The sequence below is a fragment of the Rhodospirillales bacterium RIFCSPLOWO2_02_FULL_58_16 genome (assembly GCA_001830425.1).
Lineage (GTDB): Bacteria > Pseudomonadota > Alphaproteobacteria > Rhodospirillales > 2-02-FULL-58-16 > 2-02-FULL-58-16.
The window spans coordinates 1-24,945 of sequence record MIAA01000017.1 but is presented as its reverse complement, the minus strand read 5'-3'; the positions used below and the strand labels follow the sequence as shown (position 1 = coordinate 24,945).

Sequence of the window (24,945 nt, the reverse complement as noted above, 5' to 3'; positions counted from 1 at the left end):
ATATCTAAAATCTCTCTATCTAAAAACCGGACAAAACAACCTTACCCTAGAGTCCCCGAATATAGCTCCCGTAAAAAGCTGGAGCGGGTGAGGGGAATCGAACCCCCGTCGTAAGCTTGGAAGGCTTCTGCTCTACCATTGAGCTACACCCGCCAACTGAAAAACCCCTTAATCACGCAATCCTTATTACACAAGCCTCTCACGGCGAACGCCGTTCCTGGCAAATGGTGGAGGGAGCTGGATTCGAACCAACGTAGGCGTACGCCAACGGGTTTACAGCCCGTCCCCTTTAGCCACTCGGGCATCCCTCCCGGCGCAGCCCGTTCGGCGCCGACGCATCGGCAAATCAAGGGCACCGATCCGGCCGGCGAATAATGAGGATTTACAGCCGGTTGTCAACGTCAAAAGACAAAAAAAATCAGCAAACAACCCCGTCACGGCCAAGACCCGCCGGAGATGTTTGCAGACACCAATATAAAAATGATGTTAACTGCGTTCATGACAAAGCGCAAGCACTTGTCCAAACGCCCTTCGACGGAACGGGGAAAAGAAGGTCCCCGCAAGGATGGAGCGCTGTGGATTTACGGCATTCACGCGGTAACGGCGGCAGCGGCCAATCCCCGTCGCCGTTGTTTGAGGATCATCGCGTCGGCGCAGGGCGGACACGGGGTTGAAACCCGCTTGGCCGAAGCGGCGGAAGCGTGCGCGACGGAGAGGCCGGCGCCGGAAATCCGCGACCGCCTGGAACTGGACCGGATATTGCCGCGAGACGCCGTTCACCAGGGGGCGGCGGCGCTGGTCACGCCCCTGCCCGAGACGACGCTGGAGGATGTGCTCCGAAACGCCGAGGGACAAAAAAACGCAGTGGTGGTGATCCTTGATCAAGTCGTCGATCCCAGAAATGTCGGCGCTGTCCTGCGCTCGGCGGCGGCATTCGGCGCGTTGGCGGTGATCGTTCAGGACCGCCACTCGCCGGAAGCCACCGCCTTGATGGCCAAGGCCGCCGCCGGCGCCATGGAAACGATGCCGCTGGTGCGCGTCACCAATCTGGCCCGCGCCATGAGCGCCCTCAAACATTCCGAATTCTGGTGCATCGGCATGGCTCCTCAAGCCGACAAAACCATAGGCGAAGCCGGACTCGGCGGCCGGCTGGCGCTGGTCTTCGGCTCGGAAGGATCGGGTCTGCGCCGCCTGACCGCCGAAACCTGCGACCTGCTGGTCAGAGTGCCTATCACAAGCGCCGTCGAAAGCCTGAACCTGTCCAACGCTGTCGCCATCGCCCTTTATGAACTGCGCCGCGACTGAAAAATTAGACCTTGACATAACGTTCAATATTTGTTCTAATTTGGTTCTGCTTATGTCGCGATTGCATCGGACGCTGGCAACAGCTAAACCATTACGATAGCAAATATAAATTTTACGCAATATTAGGTAGCGGAGGTCATGGCGTTTTTTTGGAAAAAGCCGTGGATTATAAAAGCGGCGGTTCTGATTTTGTTCACAATGATTTGCGCCGCCGGCTTTGCCGGCAATTTGATGAGCGGCGCGGATCACGTCTCCGGGGGCGATAAGGAATCCATCCCAGGCCCCATTGCGGCAAGCGTCGTGGAGGTGACCGACGGCGACACGTTAGTGGTGCGCGCCTATATTTGGCTCGACCATGAGGTAGAGACCAGGGTCCGCCTTGACGGCATTGATACGCCCGAACTGAAGGGCGGGTGCGAGAAGGAAAAACGTCTCGCCCGACTGTCCCGCGATTTTGTCATTTCTTGGGTCAAGGACCGCAAAATCGTGCTTACCGATATTAAATACGATAAATACGCCCGGCGCGTGATCGCCCGCGTCAAAACGCCTGCCGGGGAAGACCTGGGCCAAGCCCTGATTGCCGCCGCCAATGCCCGCCCCTACGCCGGCGGCAAGCGCCAACCCTGGTGTTAGCGGTTTGTGTGCCGGCCCGCTCTATTCCGCCTTGGCGGTTTTGGCGCGCACGTCATAGGCGTGTTTGGTTTGCCAGGTCTTGATGAAGTCGGCCAGTTCCTTGTCCGGCCCGGCGGGGAGCATCACATGCAGCTTTACATAATGGTCGCCGCGCCGGGCATCGTCGCCGCCGATGCCCTTGCCCTTGAGGCGAAGCGTGGAGCCGGTGTTTGATCCCGCCGGCACGGTCACCGACACCGGGCCGTCGATAGTGGCGACTTCGATTTTGCCGCCCAGCACCGCCTCGGGCAGGGAAACAGGAATTTCCGTATGAATATCGTTGCCTTCGCGCCTGAACGAGGGGTGGGGATCAACCAGTATGGTGACCAGGGCGTCGCCCGCTTCATCGTTGATGCCCGGTATTCCCTGACCCTTAAGGCGCAATGTCCGGTTATCCTCGGTTCCTTGCGGGACGTGAACATCCAGCCGCTTGCCGTTGGTCATGCCGACACGCTTGGTGACGCCTTTGGCGGCTTCAAGGAAGTCCACCTTGAGGGTGTAGGTGACGTTGGCGCCGCGCACCTTGATGCCTGATCCTTCCCTGGCGGCGCGTTTCCTGAAAAAACTGTCGAAGGGTTTTTGGGCGTTTTTGTAGGCTCCGGCGCCCGGTCCCGGTCGTCCGGGGCGGCATTTATTGCCGTCGGCGTCAATCTTGCCGCTGTTGTAAAGCGCCCGCTTTTCGGGATCAGACAGCAACTCATAGGCCGCTGACAGCTCTTTGAACTCATCCTCGGCCCAGGGGTTTCCGGGATCGCTGTCGGGATGAACCTCGCGGGCAAGCTTGCGATAAGCCTTCTTTAGCTGCTCTTGGCCGGCGCTGCGGGGGACGCCCAGTATCTTGTAAGGGTCTTTCATGATTATGCCGCCCGGGGAAAGTTTTTTGGTTTTACGGGTTCCTTAAAATATTCCCAGCAAAAAACATGCCCGTCACAACGAAAGACGGGCATGCCGAAGACAATGCCGAACAACGAGATATATCCGGCTTACCTGGTGATATTCCAGGAGCCGTTGGGTTGCCTGCACGCGGTGCCGGTGGCGGTTTCCTGCTTGCCGCCGATGTAGATCGTGGTCTCGTAGTCGCGGCAGGTATTGCCTCTATCCTCGAAAGTACGGGTCGGCGTGAACGAGCCGGAATGGCCGGAATCCGGGTTGTTCCAGCTCGAAGCGACGCCGCTCTTGTTGTATTCAAACGTATTCTGGGCGGTGCGTTCGGCGTACATCTTGTCGGCCTGATCCAGCGACTTGCCCAAACTGCCGCCCAGCCACGCGCCGCCGAGGGCGCCGATGGCGATCGCCGCCATCTGTCCTTTGCCGTCGCCGATCTGCGAGCCGGCCAAGGCGCCAAGCCCGGCGCCGAGCAGGGTGCCTCCGGCTTGCTTCGGGTTATCCTGTATGTCCTGGCATGAGGCGAGAACAACAGCGGCCATCAACAGTGAGGTAAAGCGGGGGATATTCATTATTGTGTACCTTCATAAAGTGGGTTCTTGATAGAATGTCGGATCAGACCTTCCTTCCGCGCTGTATATTATACCGTAAAATTTATTTCCAGGTGTTAACGCAGGGATATGTTTTTCGCAACCGATCAGAATCCGATTGCTCTGTTCAAGGAGTGGTTCGCCGAAGCCCAAGGCTCCGAGCCTAACGACGCAGACGCCATGGCGCTGGCTACCGCCACGCCGTCAGGGGCGCCTTCGGCGCGCATGGTGCTGCTTAAATGCGTGGATGAGCGCGGGTTTTCCTTTTATACCAATCTGGAAAGCCGCAAGGCGGAAGAACTACGCGCCAACCCCCGCGCCGCGCTGTGTTTCCATTGGAAATCATTGCGCCGCCAGGTGCGCATTGAAGGAACGGTCGAGGCCGTGGACGGCGCCGAGGCCGACGCTTATTTTGCCGGCCGGCCGCGCCTCAGCCAGCTCGGATCATGGGCTTCCCGCCAGTCGCGGCCCCTTAAGGGGCGCCTGGAGCTGGAAGGCCGCATGGCCGAGTTCACCGCCAAGTTCAACATCGGCAAGATTCCCCGTCCCGACTTCTGGTCGGGGTTTCGGGTAGCGCCCGCAAGCATCGAGTTCTGGCAAGAGCAAACCTTCCGTCTGCATGATCGGGTTGTTTATCGTCGCAAGGACGGCGGCTGGGACATGGAGCGCCTGTACCCTTGAGAAATTCGGACGCCGACAATCGACTTCCTTCCGATGAGGCCGGGCGGCTTATGCGGATGGCTACCTACGCTTCCATATCCGTGGCCTGCGTGCTTATCATCGTTAAGCTGGGGGCGTGGATGGCCACCGAATCGGTGAGCATTTTATCGACCCTGCTCGACTCCCTGCTTGACGCCGGGGCGTCGATGGTCAATCTGCTGGCCGTGCGCCGCGCCCTGCAACCGGCTGATCGGAATCATCGCTTCGGCTACGGCAAGGCCGAACCGTTGGCCGGGTTGGCCCAGGCCGCCTTTATTTGCGGCTCGGCGATGATTTTGTTGATCCAGGCCGGGGATCGTTTTTTCCACCCCCGGCCCGTTCACAGCGCCGAGATCGGCTACGCCGTTATGTTGCTGGCCATTGTCCTTACCATCGGCCTGGTGCTCTTTCAGAAACATGTAGTAAGCAAGACCGGATCGGTCGCCATCAGCGGCGATTCCCTGCATTACCAGACCGATGTGATGATCAACGCCAGCGTCATTTTTTCCCTGTTTTTGTCTTCCCGAACGGGGTGGATGATGTTTGACCCCCTGTTCGCCATCGCCATCGCCGGCTATATCGTGTTCGGCGCCCGTGATATCGGCCGCGACGCCCTTAGACTGCTGATGGACCGCGAACTGCCCGAAGAAGAGCGGCGGCGCATCAAAGAGATCGCGCTTTCCCAACCCGGCGCTCTCAGCATGCACGACCTGCGCACCCGCTCATCGGGAATGATGACGTTTATCCAGCTTCATCTTGAAATGGACGGCGATATAACCCTGCGCGAGGCCCACGAAATTGCCGAAGCGGTTATGCACAAGCTCGAAAACGCCTTCCCCAACGCCGAGGTCATCATCCATGAAGACCCGAAAGGGGTGATGGAAAAACGGGTTGAGTTCAAATGAGCGCCGGGGATGCGCTTCGACACGTCGTCATATCATCCGCATTGAAATTCTTCAACGAGGGGACTAAGTTAGCAATGGTCGGCGCCTTTCCCTTCGGGTCGATGATGATCCGGGAACACGCCGCCCGCATTGGAGCGCCGGATGAGTAAAAAATTTACAAAAGAATTTACGGTCGGCACGTTGCAACAGGACATCCGCACCCAGATGGAAGCCTCACGGGAACTCCTTGATGTCGCCCGTGATCTTCAAAAGCTGGCCGAAGACGGCAATCCCGAGAGTAAAAAGACAATAAACGATGCGGTCCGCAGGCTGGCCCGGATCGGCAACATGGTGGTCGAAAACATCGGAGTCGTCAGCAGAGCGATGATTACCGCAACCGGGGGCCGTGGACGCTCGTGAGCGTTCCCCCTAATCCAAGCCCAAAAGAAGACATTGACGAAACTGCCGCCCACCTTGCCGGAATTGAGGCAGACGACGGCAAAGCTGCTTTACTTCTTTCAGCCGATGACCAAGTCAAGATTGGTCGGGCAAAATCCGAAGATAGCGTTCGCACTTTTGTTACTATGGGAGTGGTTGGAGCAAATATCGTGCTTTGGGTCATCGCCGGCGCCGCATATTTGTTCGGCAGCCAAGCAGCCCCCGGCGTCGTCGATGTCATAAAAGTCGCCATGCCGGTTCTCACCCTCATTCTCGGATACTACTTCGCCTCCTCACGGCGATAGCTTGGCTGGTTGAGTTCAAATGAGCGCCGGGAATCAGCATGAAATATTAGAATTCCTGTCCGACCCCAAGGCCTTCGGCGGCGGCGCAGAGAAGGTCAGGCGGGTGGAGACCTATATCTCCGTTGTCTTTCTGGTCGGCGACAGGGTGTTCAAGCTCAAGCGGGCGGTGCGTTTTTCCTATCTGGACTTCTCGACGCCCGAGCTTCGCCGCGCCGCCTGTGAGAGTGAGGTGATGGTCAACCGGCGCACCGCGCCTATGCTCTACAAGGGCGTCGTCCCGTTGACCCGTGAACAAGACGGCGGCTTGCGACTCGGCGGCGCGGGCGAGCCTGTTGACTGGCTGGTGGAAATGACGCGCTTTGACGAGGATGCCCTGCTTGACCGGCTGGCCCGGCGCGGCGCGTTGAACCGGCGGATTATGGAGGATCTGGCCGACGCCATCGCCAGCTTCCATAAAGAAGCCGAAGACCGTCCCGGCGAGGACGGTTGCGCCAACCTGATGATCGCCATCGACGGCAACGCCCAGCGCTTTGCCGAGTGCGCCGGGGGCGGTCTTGATCGGGCAAAGGTCGAGCGGCTTACGGCCCGATCACGACAGGTTCTGGAAGAGCGGAGGGCGCTTCTTGACCGGCGTCGGCGCGAGGGCCGCTTCCGCCGCTGCCATGGCGATCTGCACCTGCGCAATATCTTCCTGATGAACGGCGTTCCCACCCTGTTTGACGCCATCGAATTTAACGACACGTTCGTCAATATTGACGTCCTTTACGACTTTGCCTTCCTGCTGATGGATTTGGATCATCGGGATATGAAGCGGCTCGCCAATATCGCGCTGAACCGCTATCTGGACGTTGCCGGCGATGGTTCCGGTCTGGCGGCGCTGCCGCTGTTCTTGTCCTTGCGCGCCGCTATCCGCTCCCATGTCAGCGCCTCCGGCGCCGCCGGCCATTCCGACGCCGACGAGGCCGAACGTCTGCAAGAAGAGGCCCGCGCCTATCTGGAGCTGGCGCTGGGCTATCTTGCGCCGGCGGCGCCGCGCCTGATCGCCGTCGGCGGCCTGTCGGGAAGCGGCAAGTCGCGCCTTGGCCGTGAAATCGCGCCGTTCATAGGCTCCGGCCTGGGGGCCAGGATCGTCCGCAGCGACTCCGTGCGCAAGCGATTGGCCGGGGCGCCGATGATGAACCGTCTGGGAGCGGAAGGCTATGCCCCGGAAATGACGGAGCGCACCTATCAGGCCTTTAACGAGGAGATCGCCGCCGCGCTCCGTTGCGGCAGCGCGGTAATCGCCGACGCCGTTTTCGCCAAGCCCGAACAACGCCGCGCCATGGCGCGAATCGCCGCCGACGCCGGCGTTCCCTTTCATGGCCTGTGGCTGGAATCCGCGCCGGAAGTGAGGGAAAAGCGCGTCGTCACGCGCCAGAGAAATATATCCGACGTCACCATTGATGTGGTGCATAAACAAACAGCTTACGATACCGGCCCTATCGAGTGGGATATCATCGACAGTTCCGGTCCAAGAAAAAAGACCTTGGCCAGAGGGAAGAAGGCTGTCGGTTTATAGATACATGTTAACGGGCAATGGAGGGCGGCATGGCGATCAGAAAAATTCTTGTTCTTCTTGACGGGTCCGACGCGGCCAAGCCGGCGCTGGATGCCGCGTTCATGGCCGGACGCAATTTTTGCGCCCATGTCGATGTTGTTCATGTCCGTTCCGATCCCAGGGACATCCTGCCGCTGCTCAGCGACGACGTTTCGGGCTTGATGGTTGAGGACATGATCGGCCTCGCCGACAAGGAAGCGGGCGAGCGAGCAATCAGGGCGCGCCGCATGTTTGACGAAATATGCGCCCGTTATGCCGTTGCCGTGACCGATGAGGCGGCAAACCGTAACGCCATATCGGCGTCGTGGATCGAGATGACGGGCGGCGAAGACGAACTGTCGGAGCGCCGGGGAAGACTGGTCGATCTGATTGTCGCCGGAAGGCCGACCGCCGACGGCGATCCGTCGATGACGATGAATCTGCATGCCGCTATTTTCGAATCCGGTCGTTTGGTGCTGGTGGCTCCGCCCAAGGCTCCCGTCGCGCTCGGCCGCAAGGTCGCCGTTTCGTGGAACGGCAGCGCCCAGGCGGCCCGCGCAGTCGCCTCGGCCATGCCCGTCATCAAGGCCGCCGAGGAAGTGCTGATTCTCAGCGCCGAAAGCGAACGAACATCATCGGGAGCAGCCTCGGAGCTGGCCGGTTATCTGGCGTGGCACGGCGTTGCCGCGCTGACCAAGGCAGTCCGTCTTACGGCCCGTCCGGTGGGCGAGGCCATCCTTGAAGAATGCGCCGACGCCGGAATTGATGTGCTGGTAATGGGCGCTTACACCCATTCCCGCATGCGCCAACTGGTCCTCGGCGGCGTCACCCGCCATATGCTGGAAAACGCCGAAATATCGCTACTGATGGCTCACTGAAGCGACTATTTATCGGTGCTTTTAACTTGCTTGGGGAACCAGGTGACGGACGCTTCCGGCCCGGAGAGGCTACAGAGATTAGTAATAACGCTTGGGGACATTTTCCGCGACATCCGGTCATTGATAATTATGGTGCCGTGGTTAAGAAGCACCCAGGAAGCGCTGAGACAGGCATCCTGGGGAATCGCCTCGACGGTGATGAACGGCTTGCCGTCCCTTGTTCCGACCGTGAGTTTTCCTCCGAAGACATGGGTCTTTATATCCTCGCCGTTGGCGACGGCCTTCATCTGATCAATCAGAACCAAATTGTGGTGTGGCTCTTTCGGCGGACTCATTATGAAAAAATACGCAGTCGCTCCGGCGGCGACGGCGACGACGCCCAGCCCCAAAAATAAAGGAATGCGGCTTTTTGGTTTAAGGGAGAGACGTACGGCGGGACCCGGCCTGCGCCTCTCTTCCTCTGCGTCCGGCTCTAACGCCAATTCAGGCTCCGCCGCCGGCTTTTTGTTCTTCTCAAATTCAGCAGCCTTATGGACGCGGTCATTCTTGATTTGACGCAGGATGGCGGTGACCGTCTCCGCAATGCGCGGCAAGTCGCTCTCCGCCATATCGTCAGGGATCATCATGGTCAGCTCGGAGACAAACCTTTCGACCTCGGCAGGGTCATTCTTGCGGGTGTAGATTTTCTTGATGACAATGATGGTGCATTCCCTGAGCGCCACCGGAGATTGAGCCTGCGCGATCAAGGGAATGAGACCCGACGGCGGTATCTCAAATACCGCTTCCCAGTCCGTTGTTCCTCCCTGCATCTTCTGCCAGGATGACTTGTCCGAGACTGATATTGGGTCCGACATCGGGTTGGCCCGTCCCTCAAGAATTGGTATGCTGTCACCCCACAGTGTGACAAGCTCTCAAAAAAGTATGAACTAAGCAATAATGAAATCGGTGGTAGCAGCGAGTCGATGGAAATGACGGACGATAAAAAAACAGTGGTTATTACCGGCGGCAGTCGCGGCATCGGCCACGCTACCGCTGTTTGTTTTCTGGAGCGGGGCTGGCGTATCATCACCTGCTCGCGTGAGGATGCGCCGCCCGAGTGCCGGCGCGATCTTAACTGGACCCTGCATATCCCTACCGATCTCGGCAATAGCGACAGCATCGCTGATTTTGTTAAAAAGGCCAACGAGGCTATCGGCGACGGCCCCCTGCATGCGCTGGTCAACAACGCCGGCATGTCGCCCAAGGCTCCCTTCAAGGAGCGCCTGGGGTGCCTGAACGGCGATCTGGAGGCATGGCGGGATGTCTTTGAACTTAATTTTTTCGCCCCTCTGAAGTTGTCCAGGGGATTCGCCGCCGCCCTGCACCGGGGCAAGGGGGCGATAGTCAACGTCACCTCTATCGCCGGACACTCGATACATCCTTTTGCCGGTTCCGCCTATTCCATTTCCAAGGCGGCGCTGTCGGCGCTGACCCGCGAGATGGCCAACGAGTTTGCCGGCTTGGGCGTGCGCGTCAACGCCGTCGCTCCCGGCGAGATCGAGACCGATATGGTGGGACCGGAGTACGAGGCGCTGATTCCCCGTATTCCCCTTGATCGCATGGGGACGCCGAAAGATGTGGCGACCACTATTTACTACCTGTGCTCGGGGGACTCCAACTATGTCACCGGCGCCGAAATATGGGTCACCGGCGGTCAGCACTTATTTTGAAATATCTATACATTGTGACCTTTTGCCTATTCCATCACAAGATATTGTTGGTATATAGTGGCTCCGCAATCTTTAGGCGGGTAGTCGGCGAAGGGGTAATCGGCTTTAATGGCCAATGGCAAGACCACATACGGTGCGACGGAAGAGCGCCCGACGGCGATAACCTGCGGAGGCGATTCGGGTTGCGCTGAAGATATTGACGACGTCGTCGACAACGTCCGTGAAGGCATGGACGTTGTTGACGGGGCCGTCCCCGGGCGAAGGGGGGGAGTCGGAATCAGGCTCGTCTCCGGTGAACCCGGCATCGGTCCCGACCAATGGACTCCTCCGTTTTATTTAAAGTATCGGCTGTTGACCGTCGCCGGAGTCGTTCTCAGCGGCGTCTGGATGACTACCTGCTATTATTTCATCGGCGAACGCATGGCGTGGGGCGATTTGTTTTCGCTGCTGCCCCATGAAGTAGGGGGGATGGCGGCGGGGACGCTGACGCCGGTGGCCCTGCTGTGGATGGTGATCGCCTATTTCGAGCAAGGGCGTCATTATCGGATCGACACCGAATCCATGCGCTGGCATCTGCGACGGCTGGCTTACCCGTCGGACAGCGCCCGGTCGCGGGTAAGCGAAGTCAGCGAGATATTGCGCCGACAGGCGCGGGAGTTGACCCGCGCCTCGGAAGAGGCGGCGACCCGCGCTCAATCGGTCAGCGAATCGGTGCGCGTCCGCACCCTGGAATTGACGCGAGCCTCCGAGGATGCCGATTTGCGCGCCCAGGCTATCGCCGAGGCTTTGCGGCGACAAACCGAGGATTTGCAGGCGATAGCCGACAAGGCAACGTCGCGGGCTTGCGATGTCGGGGAAAGACTGCACAGGCATTCCCATGAGCTGGTGTCTTCTTCGGATCGGGCCTCGGCGCGCGCCGAAGATTTGTGCGAGAACCTGCGTCGGCGAAGCGAAGAACTTTCCCGGACGTCCGAAGAGATAGCCGAGCGGACAAGGGAATCGGCGGAAGTCGTTCATCTGCGGACGGATGAACTCGGCGCCGTTTCCACTGACGCCGTATTGCGGGCGGAAGATGTCGGCGAGCTTTTACGCGCCCGCGCCCAGGAATTGCTGGCCTTGTCCGAAGAGGCGGCTTCGCGGGTTCGTTCAAGCGCCGAATTGTTGAGCGGAGGTTCTCAGGACATGTCCCGGCGTCTTGAGCAGGCGACCGAACAAAGCGGCCGTATGCGGGAAGTTTTGCGCCGCCAGGGCGAGGAACTTACGGAAACCGGCAATCTGTTTGCGGCGCGCTTCTCGGAAATCGAAGTCAATATGTCAAAGCAGACTCAGGCGCTCGGCGTAACCTCCGACAAAGTGTCCTCGCGGGTCAAGGAAATCGGCGAATCCCTTCAGGATCAGGCTCGGGAACTGGTATCCACCTCCGAGCGCGTGGTTGTTCAGGTGAAAGCCGGCGCCGCCGCTTTCCATCAACAGGCCGAGGACATGAACAACATAACCGACCGCACGTCGGCGCGCACCGAGGCTATCGGCGAGACCTTGCGTCATGTGTCGCACGATCTTTCGGTGATCTCGGACAAGGTGCTGGATCAGGTGGAGCGCGTCGGCGAATCATTGATGAAAAGGTCGGTCGATCTTGCCGGAGCATCCGACCAGGCGGTGACCAAGGTCGGCGAGGCCGGCGAATCCCTGCATACCCGTGGCGAGGAGATAACCAGATTATCCAACCACAGCCTGCTGCGCATCAATGCCGTAAGCGAGGCTCTGCGTCAACGCAGTCTGGATTTGGCCGCTGCGTCGGATAAGGCCGGCGGTCATATCATCGGCTTGGCCGAAGTCCTCGGCAACAGCGCTGATAACCTGACCGCAGCGTCGGAGAAAGGCGCCGCCGGCGTTCATGCCGCGTCACGGGCGTTACGCCTCGGCTTGAATGAAGTGGGAGCAGCCGCCGAGAAGACCGGACATCTGTCCGAGGTCTTCCGTCAGCACTTGCAGGGCATTACCGAAATTTCCGGCACGGCCTCGGTCCGCCTGTCGGAACTGGGCGAGACGATGAAGGACCGCTCACAGGAAATTACGGCGCTCTCCGGCAATGCCGCCGAGCGGATAGATAGCGTCTCCAGGACATTGGGCCAGGCCTCCCAGGACCTGTCGGTAACTTCGGACAAGGCGGCCTTGCAGGTTCAACGCGCCGGTGAAATTCTGGCCAAGAGATCGTCGGAGTTGTCTGAAGCATCCGAGGCGACGGCGTCCGATATTAACGGGGTGAGTGAGATATTGCGGGAGCAGGCCGAGGGCATGGCCAAGCTGTCCGGCAGCGTTTTACTGAACATCAACGCCGTCGGCGAGACGTTGCGTCAGCGCACCCAGGAGGTCGCCGCTTCCTCGGACAAGGCCAACGCCCAGGTAAGTTCCTTGAACAGCGCCCTGTTCAAGTCTTCGGAAAGCGTGCTTGTCGCCTCGGAAAAGGGAATCAGCGGCGTAACCCTGGCGACCAAGGCGTTGAACCTGTGCGCCGCCGAGGTCGGTTCATCTGCCGAGCGGGCCGGACGCCACACCGAAACCTTCCGTCGTCATCTGCATGACGTCAGTGAAATTTCAGAAGAGACTACGGCGCGGATGAAGGGGCTTGGAGAAATTGTTCATGATCGTTCCCGCGAATTGGCGTCTGTCGCCGAGCGCGCCGCCGGTCACATCGAAGGCGTTTCCGGGATGCTGAATGAACAATCGGAAAAGTTGGGACAGGTCTCGGCCAAGGCGTCCAAGCGGATCATCGATGTCGGCGAAACTATAATGCAACGCTCCGCTGATCTGAAATCAGCTTTGGAGCGCGCCGAGGCGCGTCTGCTTGGGGCCGGCGAGGCAATCCGCTGCGGTCAGGATGAAATGACGGGCGCTTCCGACGCGACAGTCGTCAGAATGCACGCCGCAGCGGAAATATTACGGAAAAATGCCGACGACTTGTCAGGCATTTCCGGCGTGGCGGTCAGTGAAGTCGGCAGGGCGGGCGGCGTCCTGTCGGATCGTTCCCGGGAACTGGCGACGGCGGCGGAGAAAGCGGCCAAGCTGCTTACTCTGGTCAATGACATCATGCTGCGCCAGACCGACGGCTTGGCGTCGGCGTCAGGGCAGGCGGTCGATCACATAGGCGCCGTCGGCGGCTCGCTGAGGGAACATTCAAGAGAGTTGAGCGATATTGCCGATGAGGCGGCGGCCCGGCTGTCGGTTGCCGGTGACGCTTTGCATGATCATTCCAGAGAGTTGTCCGGCGCTTCCTTGCGCGCCGCCGGAGAGATAAAGGGCGTCGTTGACGGTCTCGTGGAAAGCCGCCGGGACATGGACGAATCCGCGCTGGCCGCCGTTTCCCGCATCAAGACGGTGGGAGAATCCCTGCTGGCGCACGCCGGCGGCGCCACCGACGCTTCGGACCTTGTGGCCAAGAGGCTTGAAGGAATATCCGATTCCCTGCGCCGGAATACCGGCGACTTTGACGCCTCCTTGAACCGGGCGGAGGCGCGTCTTGGCAATGTCGGCGACATACTTCGCCGGCGCACCAGCGACCTTGGAGCGTCGGCCAACGAAGCGACGGCGCATATTAAGGCCTTCGGCAATCTGCTCCATGAGCAGGCGGCAGGGATGAGTTCGGCATCCGGCATCGCCGCCGATCAGTTGAGCAAGGTGAGCGAGGGGCTACATCAACGTTCACACGAGGTGTCGGCCTCCGTTGACAAGGCGGCCAAGCTGATGAGTTTGCTTACTAATGCCCTGGGTCGTTATTCCAAGGATATTTCGGTAAGTTCGGAGCGGGCGGCGAGCAAGGTGGATACGGTCAGCGGCGCCCTGAAGGAAAGCTCCAGCGAACTTAACAGCGTTTCCGAACATACCATGGCCCGCCTCATGGACGTCAGCAAAGGCCTGGACCAGCGCTCACGAGAACTCACCAACGCCTCGCTCCAGGCGGCGGCTCATGTGAACGGCGCTGCTGATTCGCTGCAAAACAGATCCCGCCAACTGGCGACGATCTCCGAGGAGGCCGCATCTCACCTCGGCAGGGTCGGCGATACCCTGAATCATTGCTCGGCTGAAATGGCCCAGGCCGCCGACGGCAACGCCGCCAAGTTGAGCAGGATCGGCGATATCATTCGCGACCAGTCGCGGGAGGCTACGTCCAAGGCCGAGGAGATATCAGCCATCATGGAAAACAGCCATGCCGGGTTACGCCAACAGTTACAGCAGATGATGGCTGCCTTCGCCAAGACCAAGGCGGGGGCGGATTCGCTGGGCGATGTCCTCGCCAGACGAGCCGAGGAAGTAAGCAGCGTTTCCGCCCAGGCCCTGATCAAGGTGGAAGACTGGGACAAAACCATCAATAAGCATACGATCCAACTGAGCAGCGTTTCCGAAAAGGTGGCCAGGCAGGCGGCCGAGGTTGCCAAAACTATCGTCACCCAAACCAAAGAAATGAGAAATGCTTCGCTGGATGCCGCCGCGCTCATCGAGGCTTTGAAGGAGCAAACCGATAAAGTCGGCATTGATGACTTCCTGCGCGGCGCTACCTTCATCACGGAGAGACTGCAATCCTTGGCCGTCGATATGAACCGGGTCATGGAGGTCAGCATCTCGGAGGACGACTGGCGGCGGTTCAACAAGGGCGAAAAGGGAATCTTCGTCAGCAAGATGCTCGGCTTCAAGGAAAAGAGCAAACTTGCCGCCATCAAGCAAAAATACCAGGAAGACGGCGAGTTCAGAGACTATGCCGGCCGTTACCTCACCCAATTCGAGAGATTGCTTGCCGATACCAAGAAACGCGACCTTCAGGGCGTTCTCTCCACCACCTTCCTGTCATCGGACATGGGCAAGCTTTATATGCTTCTTTGCCGCGCCTTGGGGCGGGATATCTAAAATATCTGATTGACCGTCAGGCCTTAAGCCATTTTATTAGGCGCTTCACCGGCGGTGGGTTGTAACGAGAGGCGGCATATCATGAGTAAATTTCGCATCGCCGTGTTTTTCGTCGTTTTGGGGACGCTGATCGCCGGGTATGCGGTCAGCCGGCTCTATTTCGACGATGACGCCGTAAGCGAAGACAATCAAGCCGCATCCTTTTCAGCCGCCGGGCCGTCCTTCGGCGGGCCGTTCTCGCTTATTGATCACTCCGGGAAAGCGGTCACCGACAAGGACTTCAGCGGCAGTTTCATGCTCGTCTTCTTCGGGTATACTTCTTGCCCCGACGTTTGCCCCACCGAGTTGAAGGTGATCAGCGACGCCATGGACATCCTGGGCGAGGCCGGCAAGAAGGTGCAGCCGCTTTTCATCACCGTCGATCCCGAACGCGACACGCCGGAGGTGCTGGCCGGTTACGTCGGCGCCTTTCATCCCCGCCTGATCGGCCTTACCGGCTCGGCCAAGCAGATAGAGGCGGCGGCAGGCGTCTTCAAGGCCGGCTACGTCAAGCTGGAAGACCCGTCGCCGACCAAAGAAAAGAGTTCCGAATATTTTATGGGTCATTCATCGTCCACCTATCTGATCGGACCCGACGGCAAGGCGCTCTTTACTTTCCCCCGTGGCCTGGGTCCCGAGGAACTGGCCAAGGAAGTCGGGAAATTTATCGCGGCGGCGGCAAAGTGAAACTTTTAACGGCTCTGACCCTGGTCGCCGTGATCGGTCTTGTTCTTCCGGCGTCGGCCGGCGAGAAGGAGCAGGACGAAGTAAAGGCCGGAGACCTGACAATCAGTAAAATATGGGCGCAGCTATCGCCCGGACAGCCGAACAGCGCCGCCGTTTTTATGGTCATCGACAACAAGGGCAAGCAATGGGACCGTCTGGTCGCCGCCTCTTCCCCGGCGGCAGAGACGACGGTGCTTCACAAAAGCTCTATAATGAGCGGCTTGCTGAAAATGTTTTTAACCAAAGGAATCGTCATAGACCCCGGCAAGTCTTTAACGATGATGCCCGATGAATTTCATATTATGCTGGTGACCCTCGCCAAAAATCTGGAGGTCGGCGAAACCTTCCCGTTGACCCTGACCTTCGAGAAGGCCGGAGATGTCCTGGTTCAGGCGCCGGTAAAAAAAGACATGGGATATGATTCCAAGGCCTCGGAACGGGAAAAGAAGGGCCTTTAGATCGTGGACTCTACGCATAAGCGCAACAGGATAATCGCCTTCTGGCTTTTTGCCGTATGCATCATGGTTTATGTCATGGTGGTTCTCGGCGGGGTGACGCGGCTTACCCATTCCGGGCTGTCGATGGTCGAATGGAAGCCGGTGACCGGCTGGCTGCCGCCGTTGAACGAAACGCAATGGCAGGAAACATTTGCCAAATATCAGCAGTTCCCCGAATACAAAAAGATCAATGCCGGCATGAGCCTTGATGAGTTCAAGTCCATCTTTTGGCTTGAGTTTCTCCATCGTTTGTGGGGGCGGTGCATCGGCGTCGCTTTCTTCGCGCCCTTTGTCTTTTTTATGCTGAAGGGATGGGTGGATCGTCGGCTGGGGTGGAAGCTCGCCTTGATGTTCATGCTTGGGGGATTGCAGGGAGTCCTCGGCTGGTACATGGTCAAGAGCGGCTTGTCGGACCGGCCCGACGTCAGCCAGTATCGACTGACCGCCCACCTGGGAGCGGCGCTGGTGGTCTACGGGTACATGCTGTGGGTGGCGCTGGGGCTTCTGTGGCCCGAGCCGCCGCCGAGGGTTAAACCTGCCCTCGGCCGCTTTGCCGGGCTGCTGGCGGCGCTGGTCTTTGTCACCGCTCTTTCCGGCGGTTTTGTCGCCGGTCTGGACGCCGGTTATTCATACAACACGTTTCCGTTGATGGACGGCGCGCTGGCGCCCGAAGGCATGTTCGACTTAAAGCCGGTTTATCTGAATTTTTTTGAGAACGTCGCCACGGTGCAGTTCAATCACCGCCTTCTCGCCGAGACGGTTTTTATTCTGTCCGTGATTTTCTGGTTGCGCGCCCGCAAGACGGTTTCTTCGCCCCGCGCCGGGCTTGCCGTGAATTTATTGGCCCTTATGGCGTTGGTTCAAGCGGCGCTGGGGATATCGACATTGCTGATGATGATGCCGACGGCGCTGGCCTCGGCCCATCAGGCGGGCGCCGTCGCCCTGTTTACGGCGGCGCTGTGGGTCGCCCACGAGACGCGGGCGGGATAGGCTCGTCAGGCGCGCAGCTTCGCCAGCACTGCCGTCAGGTCGTCATGAAGGGCGCCGCCCGTTTTTTCACGGAAGCTATTAATCAGGCACTTGAGTGAAGACTCATGTGAAAGGCAAGCACGCAACATCTCCTTTACGTCTTCTTCGCTCAGAACGCTTCCATCCGGGGAGGGCGTTTCCAACAAGGCGTCGCTGTACATGAGAAAAAATGAGCCGGGCGGGAAATTGACGCGGCGGTTTCTATATTCCACGTCTTTCTTGATGCCGAGAGGCAGGCCGCCGGTATCGAGAAAATCAAGTTCAAGCGAACCTTCCCGACCGATGATCGGCGGCGGAGAGGCGGCGGCGGAATAAGTCATGAAATGTTCCCGCGTGTTGATTATTCCATAAAAAATGGTGGCGAAATGCCCCGTCGGCAGCAGGTCAACCAACTGATCGTTCAGCGCGGTCAGGTAGGCCGCCGGGTTGCCGTCGGAGGGCCTGAAACCGTTCATTATGGTGTGAAGACGGAAGGTGTTCATCGCCGCGCCCACGCCGTGGCCGGTGAAATCGACGATGAAGACGCCCAGGTTATTGTCTTTCAGCAACCGATCATGAATGCCCCATAAGTCGCCGCCGAGTTCGGAAGACGTCTCAAAATGGGATTCGATACGGAAATTGCTTTGCGCCTCGATTTCCTTGAGCAGGGCGGGGGAAGGCAGCAGCGCCACCTGCATTCGCCGCGCCGCGTTGATTTCCGTTTCCAGCCGTGTTTCCGCTTCCTTGCGCCGGGTGACTTCGCGGGTAAGGTCGAGGGTGCGCCTCTCGATCTCGACCTCTACCTCGTCGTATGCGGTTTTCAACGTTTTCTCGGCCCGGTTGCGGGCGGTGATATAGGGCCGGATAACCCAAAAATAAGCCGGCGGCGAGGAAAGCAGGGTGAGAACGGCGGCGTCAATGACCGCCTCGGCAAAAGGCGAGAAATCATGCCCGGCAAGGGAAAGGCCCGCCATGATCGCGCCTTCCGCAATGAAGATGATGACGGCTATCCGAAATACAACCGCGATTGGCGCCATTTTTTAAGTGCCGGTAATCCTTGAATTTTATGGATTATCGCATCGGCGTGGTTAATAAATCGTTTCTCTCCTCGCCAGAACGACGGTCAGGTCGTCGTCCAGGGAGCCGGTCATCATTTCGTGAAACTTGCCTGTCAGGCGTTCCAGCGCCGCTGCTTCAGGCTCGGTCTCCATGCTTTTCCAAAGCAGGGCCTTTAGGTCATCCTCGTCAAGGACGGCGCCGTCCGTCACGGCGGTTTCGATCAAGGCGTCGCTGTAAAGGAAAAGGAATGAGCCGGGGGGAAAATCGACATGGCGGTTTTCGTATGCCGCGTCTTTTTTCATGGCCAGGGGGAGGCCTCCGGCGTCGTGCGCTTTTATGTCCGCCGAGCCTTGCCGACCGATAAGGGGAAACGGCGAACCGGCCGCCGAATAGATCAGAGAATTCTTCCGCGTATTGATGATTCCATAAAATATGGTGGCGAACTGCCCACTCGGCAGCAACGGCTTCAGTTGATTGTTGAGGGCGGCAAGATAGGCCGCCGGGTCGTCGTCATGGGGCCGCAGATTGCTCATGACGGCATGGAGGCGGAATGTGTTCAGGGCCGCGCCCACGCCGTGGCCCGAGAAGTCAACGGTGAAGATGCCCAATTGATCCTCGGCAAGATCGTGCACGCCCCAGTAATCTCCTCCCAGTTCGGAGGATGTTTCAAAGTGGGAATCGATGCGAATGGATGTCCGAAGCCTGATTTCCTCAAGAAGGGCGAGGGGAGGGAGTAATGCTTCCTGCATTTGCCGCGCCGCGTTTATCTCGGCCTCAAGGCGCAGTCGGTTCTGATAGCTCCGCGTCAGTAGGCGGTTTTCAAGATGGGTGCGCACCCGCATGATTAGTTCACCGGCGCTGATCGGCTTGGTCAGCATATCGGTTGCGCCCGCCTGATAAATCCGGTTGCGGTCTTCCGGCGATCCCAGGGCCGTTTGCACGAGGACCGGAATCGTTCCCCAGTTTGGATTTCTGCGTAGGTGATTGAGGAATTCCAGACCGTCCATCCTCGGCATCATGATGTCCAGTACGATGATGTCAGGCTCGAAGGAACTTACTTTTGCCAGTCCTTCCAAGCCGTCGCCGGCAAATTCCTGAATGGGGATATTGGCGGCGGCGAGAATGGAACCGATCAAATGTCGGCTGTGTTCGTTGTCATCAATGATCAACACCCGGCAATCGTTGATCAAAATCGGCGTCGCCCCGTTCAACGGGCAAACCTCATGGTGATTTTGCGTCCGCCATCGGTGACGAAGACGGTTTCGGCCATTTTGCGGATAAGACTCAAGCCCCAGCCGGTAATGCCTTTCTTAATCGGGGCGTTGATGTCGAACCCCGCCCCATGATCCAAAACGGACATTTCTATGAAATCGCCCCCCCAACGAGCCGAGATTTCAATATGAAGTTGCCCGTGTTCAAGATCGTTCAACTTGCTGCGTATCATTTCCCCATAGGGGGCGAGGTCATGATAGTCGTCAGGCAAGGTTTTCTTGAGGCCCATGTTTCCATGAAGAATTCCGTTGGCCAAGGCTTCCTGCAACGAAAGCTCCAGACCGAATAAAATATCTTCGGACAAGTTGAGATGTTTCGCCAGCCACCGGCTGAAATGGCGCGCCACTTCTATTTTGTACGCGGTCGCAGTGGTCAGTGAAAGGAAAATATTGCTTTGAGAAATCACGGGCAACAGTTCTCGGTTGAAGTTTATACCGGCCGCAGACGCTTCGAGACAGGCTCGTATCTGCGGATTCAGGGCCTCCGCCAGCCGGTTTTCGTCAATGTCGGCAAGAAGTTTGATAAGGGTGGTTTTCTTTGCGTCGCCGGGACCATGCCGAGCGCTATTGATCGGCGGCGGGCCATCGGCGGCGGCATCCAGGATATCAAGTCCGTGCCTGACGGCAAATTCCCGGATGATCTTAGAGGGCGCGCCGTCGCTACATAATTGGTATGCGATGGACAAGAGCGTACCGTGAGCGTTTACTCAATGGGTATGACCTCGCTGAATTTGGTGATTTCCAGCATCTTCTTGACCTGTTCGCGGGCGCCGCGAATAGAGACCTTTACATGATTTTCCTGCGCCGCCTCGTTAACGAGAAGCAGCAATCCCAGCCCCGCCGAATCAATGAACTCCAGTCCTGACAAATTGATGGAACAACTATTGGCGCCGGACTCCGCCATGCCGGCGGTGATCTTACGGAATGATTCATGGTCCGAGAAGGTGAGGCGTCCCCTTAGGGTCAATTCTCTTCGTTTGCCGTCATTGGTGAGGTCGAATTGCATATTTATTCTCCATCAAATAAGAGGCGAAAAGGTGGGGGGATCTTTTCGCGTTAATCGGTGCGAACGGTTTTGAGGAATGAATCCACGACTTCCCGCAGCATTTGGGTCGGTCCCGAAAGGTCTTGCGCGCTCCAGATGACCCGAATTGCCGAACCGTAAGATGAAGCGGAAGCACGGCTGACATCGGCCACGGAATTCGAGACCAACTGCGCGTCCTCGCTGACGTTGCGGATGTTGCGGGCGATCTCCTGGGTGGCGGCGCCCTGTTGTTCCACGGCGGCGGCGGTGGCGGAAGCCGTTTCGCTGATTCTGGCGATGGTGCTGCCGAAATTCCGAATGGCTTTTGCCGAATCTTCCGTGGCGCTTTGAATGGCGTTGATCTGGCTGCCGATTTCCTCGGTCGCCTTGGCCGTCTGGTTAGCCAGGTTCTTGACCTCGGAGGCGACCACCGCGAAGCCTTTGCCGGCGTCGCCGGCGCGGGCCGCTTCGATAGTGGCGTTCAAGGCAAGCAGATTGGTCTGATCGGCGATATCGGTGATCAGGTTGACCACTTCGCCGATCTTGTTGGCGGCTTCGGACAGCCCCTGAACCATCTTGTTGGTCTGTTCGGCGTCTTTCTTGGCGGTGGACGCGATTTCAGAAGACTGCGTTACCTGACGGCTGATCTCGGCAATCGACGCCGACAGTTCCTCAGCCGCCGCCGCTACGGTTTCCACATTGGAAGTAGTGCGACCGGAAGCCTCGGCCACCTCAAGGGAACGGTTGGAGCTATCATCGATTTTAGTCCCCATTTTCGAGGCGATTTTCATGATTTCGGCGGAGCCGGTGGAGACGGAGTCAATGACGAAGGTCACCTTGCTTTCAAGATCGGCGATGGCGTTTTCCATGACGACGCGGCGTTTCTCCTTGGCTTCCCGGTCCAGGCGTTGAGCTTCGCCCAGTTCATCGGCCTTGATCATGTTATTCTTGAAGACGACGACGGCGCCGGCCATGGAACCGATCTCGTCGCCCCGGTGCGCGCCTTCAATTTCGATGGTTTTATCGCCATTGGCCAGGAGGCTCATGGCGTCGGTCATCCCGGCCAGGGGACCGGTGATGCCGCGCACAATGAAGACTACCAATATCGCCGTAACCGCCAGAAGCGCGAGAGTGATCACGGCCAACATGAAGAAGGTTGACTGAGCGCCGCTTTGTATTTCCGACGTCAGTCGACTGAAATCGGCGGCGATTTTGTCCTCGACCGTTTTCAGCAGGTCAATCTTCTTGGTGATGGCGCCGAACCAGTAGGGACCGGTAACGCCCTTGGTGTCTCCGCTGAACGGGTTGTCGAGGGCGATCTCGCGCATGCGGACGACGTCATCGACATCGGGGCCGACCATCGTTTTCTTGTAGAATTCCACCTGCTCTTTGGCGCCGTTGATGCCGAAAATGCTGAGATAGGTATCCTGCTGGGCGATAAGGGAAACGAAGTTGCGGTAAATGACCGGATTGAACTTGCCGGCGCTGAATCCGCCGCTGCCCATGGCGCGTTCGAGGCCGGCTCTTTCCTTGCCCTGCAGGAAACTGGTGTAGGTAGTAATCGCCCTGGTCACTTCGGCGTCGGTGCTGAGAACCGTCATTTCCTCAATGATGCTGAGCAGCTTGGCAATGGTCGGCGTGTAGTAACCGGCCATTTTCGGCACCTCGATCGAAAGTCCCTGCACGGCCTTGCGGGTGTCGTCCATCCCGGCCACCGCCTCCAGTGCGACGGTTATCTTGCCGGTCAGGGCGGCGCCGTAGGCGCTTGCGTTGAAGGCCTTTAAGGCTTTGATCAGAGCAGTTCGCTTTTCATCTGTTACTCCCCATTGTACGGGAAGCTCCTTGACGAACTTTTCCCCTTTGGAGCCGATGAAGACCGCCGATGTTCCGCGTTCCTTCTGCATTTCATGAACCAGGGCGCTTACCGTCGGCCCCAATGCCCCTAGTTTTTGCAGGCTTTCCATCCCGGAGGCAATTTGTTGTTTGTCGAATACAGTGAGGCCCGAAAATATCAGAAGCCCGGCAATCGGCATGACCAGGGCCAGCGATATGCGAACGCCGATTTTTGTATTTTCCATGAAAGAAAGCACGGGATACTCCTCCCCTAACGGTTCCAGCGGATGGACAATACCATAATTGCACGGATAAATTAGAAATAAAATTTTGCGTTCAAAGGAGCGGCGGTGTCTGATCCCATCAATTTAGCCCCGGTGGCCGGGGGCGTTCCGGTCTGGCGGGAAGACGGCGTCGTTCATATCGACGTGCGCGGGATGGAGCCGCCTCGACCGTTCGTCGCCATCATCGAATTGATTGAACGTCCGGGAAGCGGCGACATAGTCGCCGTCAGACTTCACCGCGACCCGGTCTTTCTCTACCCGGAACTGACGGAACGCGGCTGGAGCTGGGAACGGCTGCCGGCGTGTGAGGGCGAGGTGCGTCTGCGCCTGGTCAAAGACAGACCGGGCCTGTAACCGGCTCGAAACCGGCGGCGCAATCCAGAGTTCGGCCCGATTACGCGGGTAACCGGGCCGAAAAACTATTTGGATGAAGATTTCTTCGACGAGGCCGCAGCCGCCGGCTTCTTGGCTGCTTTCGGTTTCTTTGCTTCACGACCGCTTCTTAGCTGACCTTTGGCCATTGCTGATCTCCTTTTGTAGGACTCCCTCACTGACGCGACGCCCATAACGGACGGCAGCGCATTTTATCCGACATTTTCCGGATAGAATAGGATAATCATCGGCAGTGTCCCGGATCGTGACAGGGCGGCGTCAATCGAAAAGTTTTGCGTACCGTCGGCGCGGTCTGGTTTTCCAATGGCCCCGGTGGTAGGCGTCGCTGACCAGCAGGGGGATGACGCTGCCGGCCTCGGCATAGACCATCTGTTCCAGGGCGGTATCGACCTTGCCCCAGGAAGACGCCTCCTTAAGGGTGGAACTGCTGCACGCCCCGTCGCGGGAATCAGCGACAGTAATCTGGACGGCGTACTTGTGCATCTCCACTTCGTGGCCGAGGATTTCGGCGCAGACCACCGTATCCTGGGCGTAATTCTTCGGCGCCCCGCCACCGACCATCAACAGGCCGGTCGTCCCCGCTTTGATCTTGATGTCGGTGAGTTCCCGGAAATCCCTGACTGAATCGATGGTAAGGCAGTTGCCGGGGTTGCGGTCCTGATGCACGACCAGACCGAACCCGGCGCTGGAATCGGTAAACGCCGGGCAGAACACGGGAACATCGTTGTCAAAGGCCAGTTGCACGAGGGAGTCGGGCTTGCGGGCTTTGCCGTTGTTCAGATAGGCGCCCATGGCGCGGATGAACTCCCGCGAGGTGTGAGGGCGCGGCGCCAGCCCGTCGGCGATCTCGGCGACGGCGTGGTCGCAGGCCTGAAGTTCTTCTTCGTCGATATAAGTATCGTAGATGCGATCAATATACTGACTGCGCAGATAACCGTCGTCGACATCCGGGCTTCCCTGGTAATGCCGAAATCCGAGGGCCTCGAAGAAATCCATATCGACGATGCCGGCGCCGGTGGCGACGACGACATCCACCATGTTGTATTTGATCAGGTCGGCATAGACCTGCATGCAGCCGCCCGCCGATGTTGACCCGGCCAGGGTTAAGATGATCGAGCAATCGTCATCGGCCAGCATGGCGTTATAGATGCCGGTCGCCCGCGCCAGATCACGCGAGGTAAAGGACATCCTGGACATGCCGTCGATAATAGGGCGAGCGTCAAAAGCGGCGATATCGATATGATCAACCGTCTTGTTGAGGAGCGCCGCTTTTTCTCCCCTGTTTCCCCTCTTGGGCTTGGCCGACGCGCTCAACGTTTCTTCCCTCGCAACAGAGTGACGTTTGAGTATCTCCCGTGGGCGTTTTGGTTGGCGGCGACCGGCTTGCCGTACATGGTCATCATCGGGGCGTCGGACAGAAGAACCATTTCATCGGAATAGAATCCGTTGAACTTTGTCCGCATGCTGCACCCGTATGCTCCGGTCAGGCCGATCTCGATATAATCGCCTTCCCGCATATCGACCGGAAGATAGAACGGCCCCTTCATGTAATCGAGGCTGTCGCAGGTCGGGCCATAGAAGGAATACGGCGTCAATATCTCTGAACCCTGGCCGCGAGGCCGAACGGCGCGCGCCGGATAAGCGAAGTTGGGCGCTCCGGCGTCGAAAAGACTGCCGTAGGTGCCGTCGTTGATGAACAGGCTTTCGCCTCTGCGCATTTCGACATGGACCAGGATTGACGCGGCCTCGGCGACCAGCGCCCGCCCCGGCTCGGCCCAGATTTCGCAGTTGTCCGAAATGGGCAGGGTTTCCAGCGCCGCCCTGATTTCGCTCATGTAGTCAGCCAGCGGCGGCGGTGTCATGCCCGGATAAACCGACGGAAACCCTCCGCCGACGTCGATGATGTCGAGCATCACCCCGGACGCATGAATTAACTCCTTGACCAGGTTGATGGCGGCGCCGTAGGCCGTC

General features: G+C 58.6%; 23 protein-coding genes, 2 tRNA genes and 1 pseudogene. 14 read left to right on the top strand and 12 right to left on the bottom strand.

From position 1 onward, the window contains the following. Positions 1 to 79 precede the first annotated feature (79 nt). Together A3H92_00130 and A3H92_00125 are read right to left on the bottom strand one after the other, a co-directional pair. Positions 80 to 153: transfer RNA gene (locus A3H92_00130), tRNA-Gly, on the bottom strand. 72 nt (positions 154 to 225) lie between these two features. Beyond that, positions 226 to 311, bottom strand: a tRNA-Tyr gene (locus tag A3H92_00125). 187 nt (positions 312 to 498) lie between these two features. On the opposite strand from A3H92_00125, the gene A3H92_00120 reads away from it, so the two are divergent. Further along, positions 499 to 1,305 carry a 23S rRNA (guanosine(2251)-2'-O)-methyltransferase RlmB gene (locus A3H92_00120; GenBank protein ID OHC75419.1) on the top strand — a complete coding sequence of 269 codons (807 nt, stop codon included), beginning with the start codon at positions 499 to 501 and terminating at the stop codon, positions 1,303 to 1,305. A 198-nt stretch (positions 1,306 to 1,503) separates the two neighbouring features. Then, positions 1,504 to 1,938: a hypothetical protein gene (locus A3H92_00115; GenBank protein ID OHC75418.1), complete on the top strand. Its 435-nt coding sequence runs from the start codon at positions 1,504 to 1,506 to the stop codon at positions 1,936 to 1,938. Positions 1,939 to 1,959: 21 nt separating this feature from the next. Here the strand turns inward: A3H92_00115 and A3H92_00110 are convergent, their stop codons facing one another. After that, the gene (locus A3H92_00110) at positions 1,960 to 2,832 is read right to left on the bottom strand and encodes a hypothetical protein (protein ID OHC75414.1); all 873 of its coding nucleotides are present in this window, start codon (positions 2,830 to 2,832) and stop codon (positions 1,960 to 1,962) included. Between the two features lie 128 nt (positions 2,833 to 2,960). After that, a complete protein-coding gene (locus A3H92_00105) occupies positions 2,961 to 3,434 on the bottom strand; it encodes a hypothetical protein (GenBank protein OHC75413.1) in 474 nt (157 codons plus the stop codon). Between the two features lie 108 nt (positions 3,435 to 3,542). Here A3H92_00105 and A3H92_00100 point away from each other — a divergent pair, with 108 nt between their 5' ends. From A3H92_00100 to A3H92_00075, 6 genes are all read left to right on the top strand, one after another. Further along, entirely contained in the window at positions 3,543 to 4,133 is a 591-nt protein-coding gene (locus A3H92_00100) for a pyridoxamine 5'-phosphate oxidase (GenBank protein OHC75412.1), read from the top strand. Positions 4,134 to 4,183: 50 nt separating this feature from the next. Continuing rightward, entirely contained in the window at positions 4,184 to 5,056 is an 873-nt protein-coding gene (gene fieF / locus A3H92_00095; GenBank protein OHC75417.1) for a divalent metal cation transporter FieF, read from the top strand. Between the two features lie 141 nt (positions 5,057 to 5,197). After that, positions 5,198 to 5,455 carry a hypothetical protein gene (locus A3H92_00090; GenBank protein OHC75411.1) on the top strand — a complete coding sequence of 86 codons (258 nt, stop codon included), beginning with the start codon at positions 5,198 to 5,200 and terminating at the stop codon, positions 5,453 to 5,455. Beyond that, a complete protein-coding gene (locus A3H92_00085; protein OHC75410.1) occupies positions 5,452 to 5,778 on the top strand; it encodes a hypothetical protein in 327 nt (108 codons plus the stop codon). Before A3H92_00090 ends, A3H92_00085 begins: the two co-directional genes overlap by 4 nt. Positions 5,779 to 5,797: 19 nt before the next feature. Beyond that, a complete protein-coding gene (locus A3H92_00080) occupies positions 5,798 to 7,336 on the top strand; it encodes a hypothetical protein (GenBank protein ID OHC75409.1) in 1,539 nt (512 codons plus the stop codon). Between the two features lie 29 nt (positions 7,337 to 7,365). Then, positions 7,366 to 8,232, top strand: coding sequence for a hypothetical protein (locus tag A3H92_00075; protein ID OHC75416.1), 867 nt, complete (start codon positions 7,366 to 7,368; stop codon positions 8,230 to 8,232). Positions 8,233 to 8,237: 5 nt separating this feature from the next. Here A3H92_00075 and A3H92_00070 read toward each other — a convergent pair whose 3' ends face one another. After that, positions 8,238 to 8,978: a hypothetical protein gene (locus A3H92_00070; GenBank protein ID OHC75408.1), complete on the bottom strand. Its 741-nt coding sequence runs from the start codon at positions 8,976 to 8,978 to the stop codon at positions 8,238 to 8,240. A gap of 216 nt (positions 8,979 to 9,194) precedes the next feature. Here A3H92_00070 and A3H92_00065 point away from each other — a divergent pair, with 216 nt between their 5' ends. The 5 genes from A3H92_00065 (at position 9,195) to A3H92_00045 (ending at position 17,092) form a co-directional block, all read left to right on the top strand. After that, positions 9,195 to 9,941, top strand: coding sequence for an oxidoreductase (locus A3H92_00065; protein ID OHC75407.1), 747 nt, complete (start codon positions 9,195 to 9,197; stop codon positions 9,939 to 9,941). Between the two features lie 108 nt (positions 9,942 to 10,049). After that, a complete protein-coding gene (locus tag A3H92_00060) occupies positions 10,050 to 14,840 on the top strand; it encodes a hypothetical protein (GenBank protein ID OHC75406.1) in 4,791 nt (1,596 codons plus the stop codon). Positions 14,841 to 14,921: 81 nt separating this feature from the next. Next, positions 14,922 to 15,566 carry a hypothetical protein gene (locus A3H92_00055; protein ID OHC75405.1) on the top strand — a complete coding sequence of 215 codons (645 nt, stop codon included), beginning with the start codon at positions 14,922 to 14,924 and terminating at the stop codon, positions 15,564 to 15,566. Continuing rightward, the gene (locus A3H92_00050; GenBank protein OHC75404.1) at positions 15,563 to 16,063 is read left to right on the top strand and encodes a hypothetical protein; all 501 of its coding nucleotides are present in this window, start codon (positions 15,563 to 15,565) and stop codon (positions 16,061 to 16,063) included. The genes A3H92_00055 and A3H92_00050 overlap by 4 nt, the downstream gene beginning before the upstream one ends. Beyond that, positions 16,064 to 17,092, top strand: a complete 1,029-nt coding sequence (locus A3H92_00045) for a heme A synthase (GenBank protein ID OHC75403.1) — start codon at positions 16,064 to 16,066, stop codon at positions 17,090 to 17,092. Positions 17,093 to 17,097: 5 nt separating this feature from the next. Here the strand turns inward: A3H92_00045 and A3H92_00040 are convergent, their stop codons facing one another. Genes A3H92_00040 through A3H92_00020 form a run of 5 tightly spaced genes read right to left on the bottom strand, consistent with a single transcriptional unit; the run spans position 17,098 to position 22,542 of the window. Next, on the bottom strand, positions 17,098 to 18,147 hold the full coding sequence (locus tag A3H92_00040; protein OHC75402.1) for a hypothetical protein: 1,050 nt from the start codon (positions 18,145 to 18,147) through the stop codon (positions 17,098 to 17,100). Between the two features lie 51 nt (positions 18,148 to 18,198). Continuing rightward, positions 18,199 to 19,380: a hypothetical protein gene (locus A3H92_00035; GenBank protein OHC75401.1), complete on the bottom strand. Its 1,182-nt coding sequence runs from the start codon at positions 19,378 to 19,380 to the stop codon at positions 18,199 to 18,201. After that, a complete protein-coding gene (locus A3H92_00030; protein OHC75400.1) occupies positions 19,377 to 20,126 on the bottom strand; it encodes a hypothetical protein in 750 nt (249 codons plus the stop codon). Before A3H92_00030 ends, A3H92_00035 begins: the two co-directional genes overlap by 4 nt. Positions 20,127 to 20,143: 17 nt before the next feature. Beyond that, positions 20,144 to 20,446, bottom strand: coding sequence for a hypothetical protein (locus A3H92_00025; protein ID OHC75399.1), 303 nt, complete (start codon positions 20,444 to 20,446; stop codon positions 20,144 to 20,146). A gap of 50 nt (positions 20,447 to 20,496) precedes the next feature. Further along, positions 20,497 to 22,542, bottom strand: a complete 2,046-nt coding sequence (locus A3H92_00020) for a hypothetical protein (protein ID OHC75415.1) — start codon at positions 22,540 to 22,542, stop codon at positions 20,497 to 20,499. Between the two features lie 105 nt (positions 22,543 to 22,647). Between A3H92_00020 and A3H92_00015 the strand changes: the two genes are divergently transcribed. Continuing rightward, entirely contained in the window at positions 22,648 to 22,935 is a 288-nt protein-coding gene (locus A3H92_00015) for a hypothetical protein (GenBank protein ID OHC75398.1), read from the top strand. Between the two features lie 297 nt (positions 22,936 to 23,232). On the opposite strand, the gene A3H92_00010 is transcribed toward A3H92_00015, so the two are convergent. Then, positions 23,233 to 24,288, bottom strand: coding sequence for a deoxyhypusine synthase (locus A3H92_00010; protein ID OHC75397.1), 1,056 nt, complete (start codon positions 24,286 to 24,288; stop codon positions 23,233 to 23,235). Further along, a pseudogene (locus tag A3H92_00005) lies at positions 24,285 to 24,945 on the bottom strand (hypothetical protein). The gene A3H92_00010 and the pseudogene A3H92_00005 overlap by 4 nt, the downstream one beginning before the upstream one ends.

Bases quoted from the DNA above. Each gene is read 5' to 3' on its own strand.
- A3H92_00120 (OHC75419.1), top strand. From the start codon at position 499: ATGACAAAGCGCAAGCACTTGTCCAAACGCCCTTCGACGGAACGGGGA.
- A3H92_00115 (OHC75418.1), top strand. From the start codon at position 1,504: ATGATTTGCGCCGCCGGCTTTGCCGGCAATTTGATGAGCGGCGCGGAT.
- A3H92_00110 (OHC75414.1), bottom strand. From the start codon at position 2,832: ATGAAAGACCCTTACAAGATACTGGGCGTCCCCCGCAGCGCCGGCCAA.
- A3H92_00105 (OHC75413.1), bottom strand. From the start codon at position 3,434: ATGAATATCCCCCGCTTTACCTCACTGTTGATGGCCGCTGTTGTTCTC.
- A3H92_00100 (OHC75412.1), top strand. From the start codon at position 3,543: ATGTTTTTCGCAACCGATCAGAATCCGATTGCTCTGTTCAAGGAGTGG.
- fieF (OHC75417.1), top strand. From the start codon at position 4,184: ATGCGGATGGCTACCTACGCTTCCATATCCGTGGCCTGCGTGCTTATC.
- A3H92_00090 (OHC75411.1), top strand. From the start codon at position 5,198: ATGAGTAAAAAATTTACAAAAGAATTTACGGTCGGCACGTTGCAACAG.
- A3H92_00080 (OHC75409.1), top strand. From the start codon at position 5,798: ATGAGCGCCGGGAATCAGCATGAAATATTAGAATTCCTGTCCGACCCC.
- A3H92_00075 (OHC75416.1), top strand. From the start codon at position 7,366: ATGGCGATCAGAAAAATTCTTGTTCTTCTTGACGGGTCCGACGCGGCC.
- A3H92_00065 (OHC75407.1), top strand. From the start codon at position 9,195: ATGGAAATGACGGACGATAAAAAAACAGTGGTTATTACCGGCGGCAGT.
- A3H92_00060 (OHC75406.1), top strand. From the start codon at position 10,050: ATGGCCAATGGCAAGACCACATACGGTGCGACGGAAGAGCGCCCGACG.
- A3H92_00055 (OHC75405.1), top strand. From the start codon at position 14,922: ATGAGTAAATTTCGCATCGCCGTGTTTTTCGTCGTTTTGGGGACGCTG.
- A3H92_00040 (OHC75402.1), bottom strand. From the start codon at position 18,147: ATGGCGCCAATCGCGGTTGTATTTCGGATAGCCGTCATCATCTTCATT.
- A3H92_00025 (OHC75399.1), bottom strand. From the start codon at position 20,446: ATGCAATTCGACCTCACCAATGACGGCAAACGAAGAGAATTGACCCTA.
- A3H92_00020 (OHC75415.1), bottom strand. From the start codon at position 22,542: ATGGAAAATACAAAAATCGGCGTTCGCATATCGCTGGCCCTGGTCATG.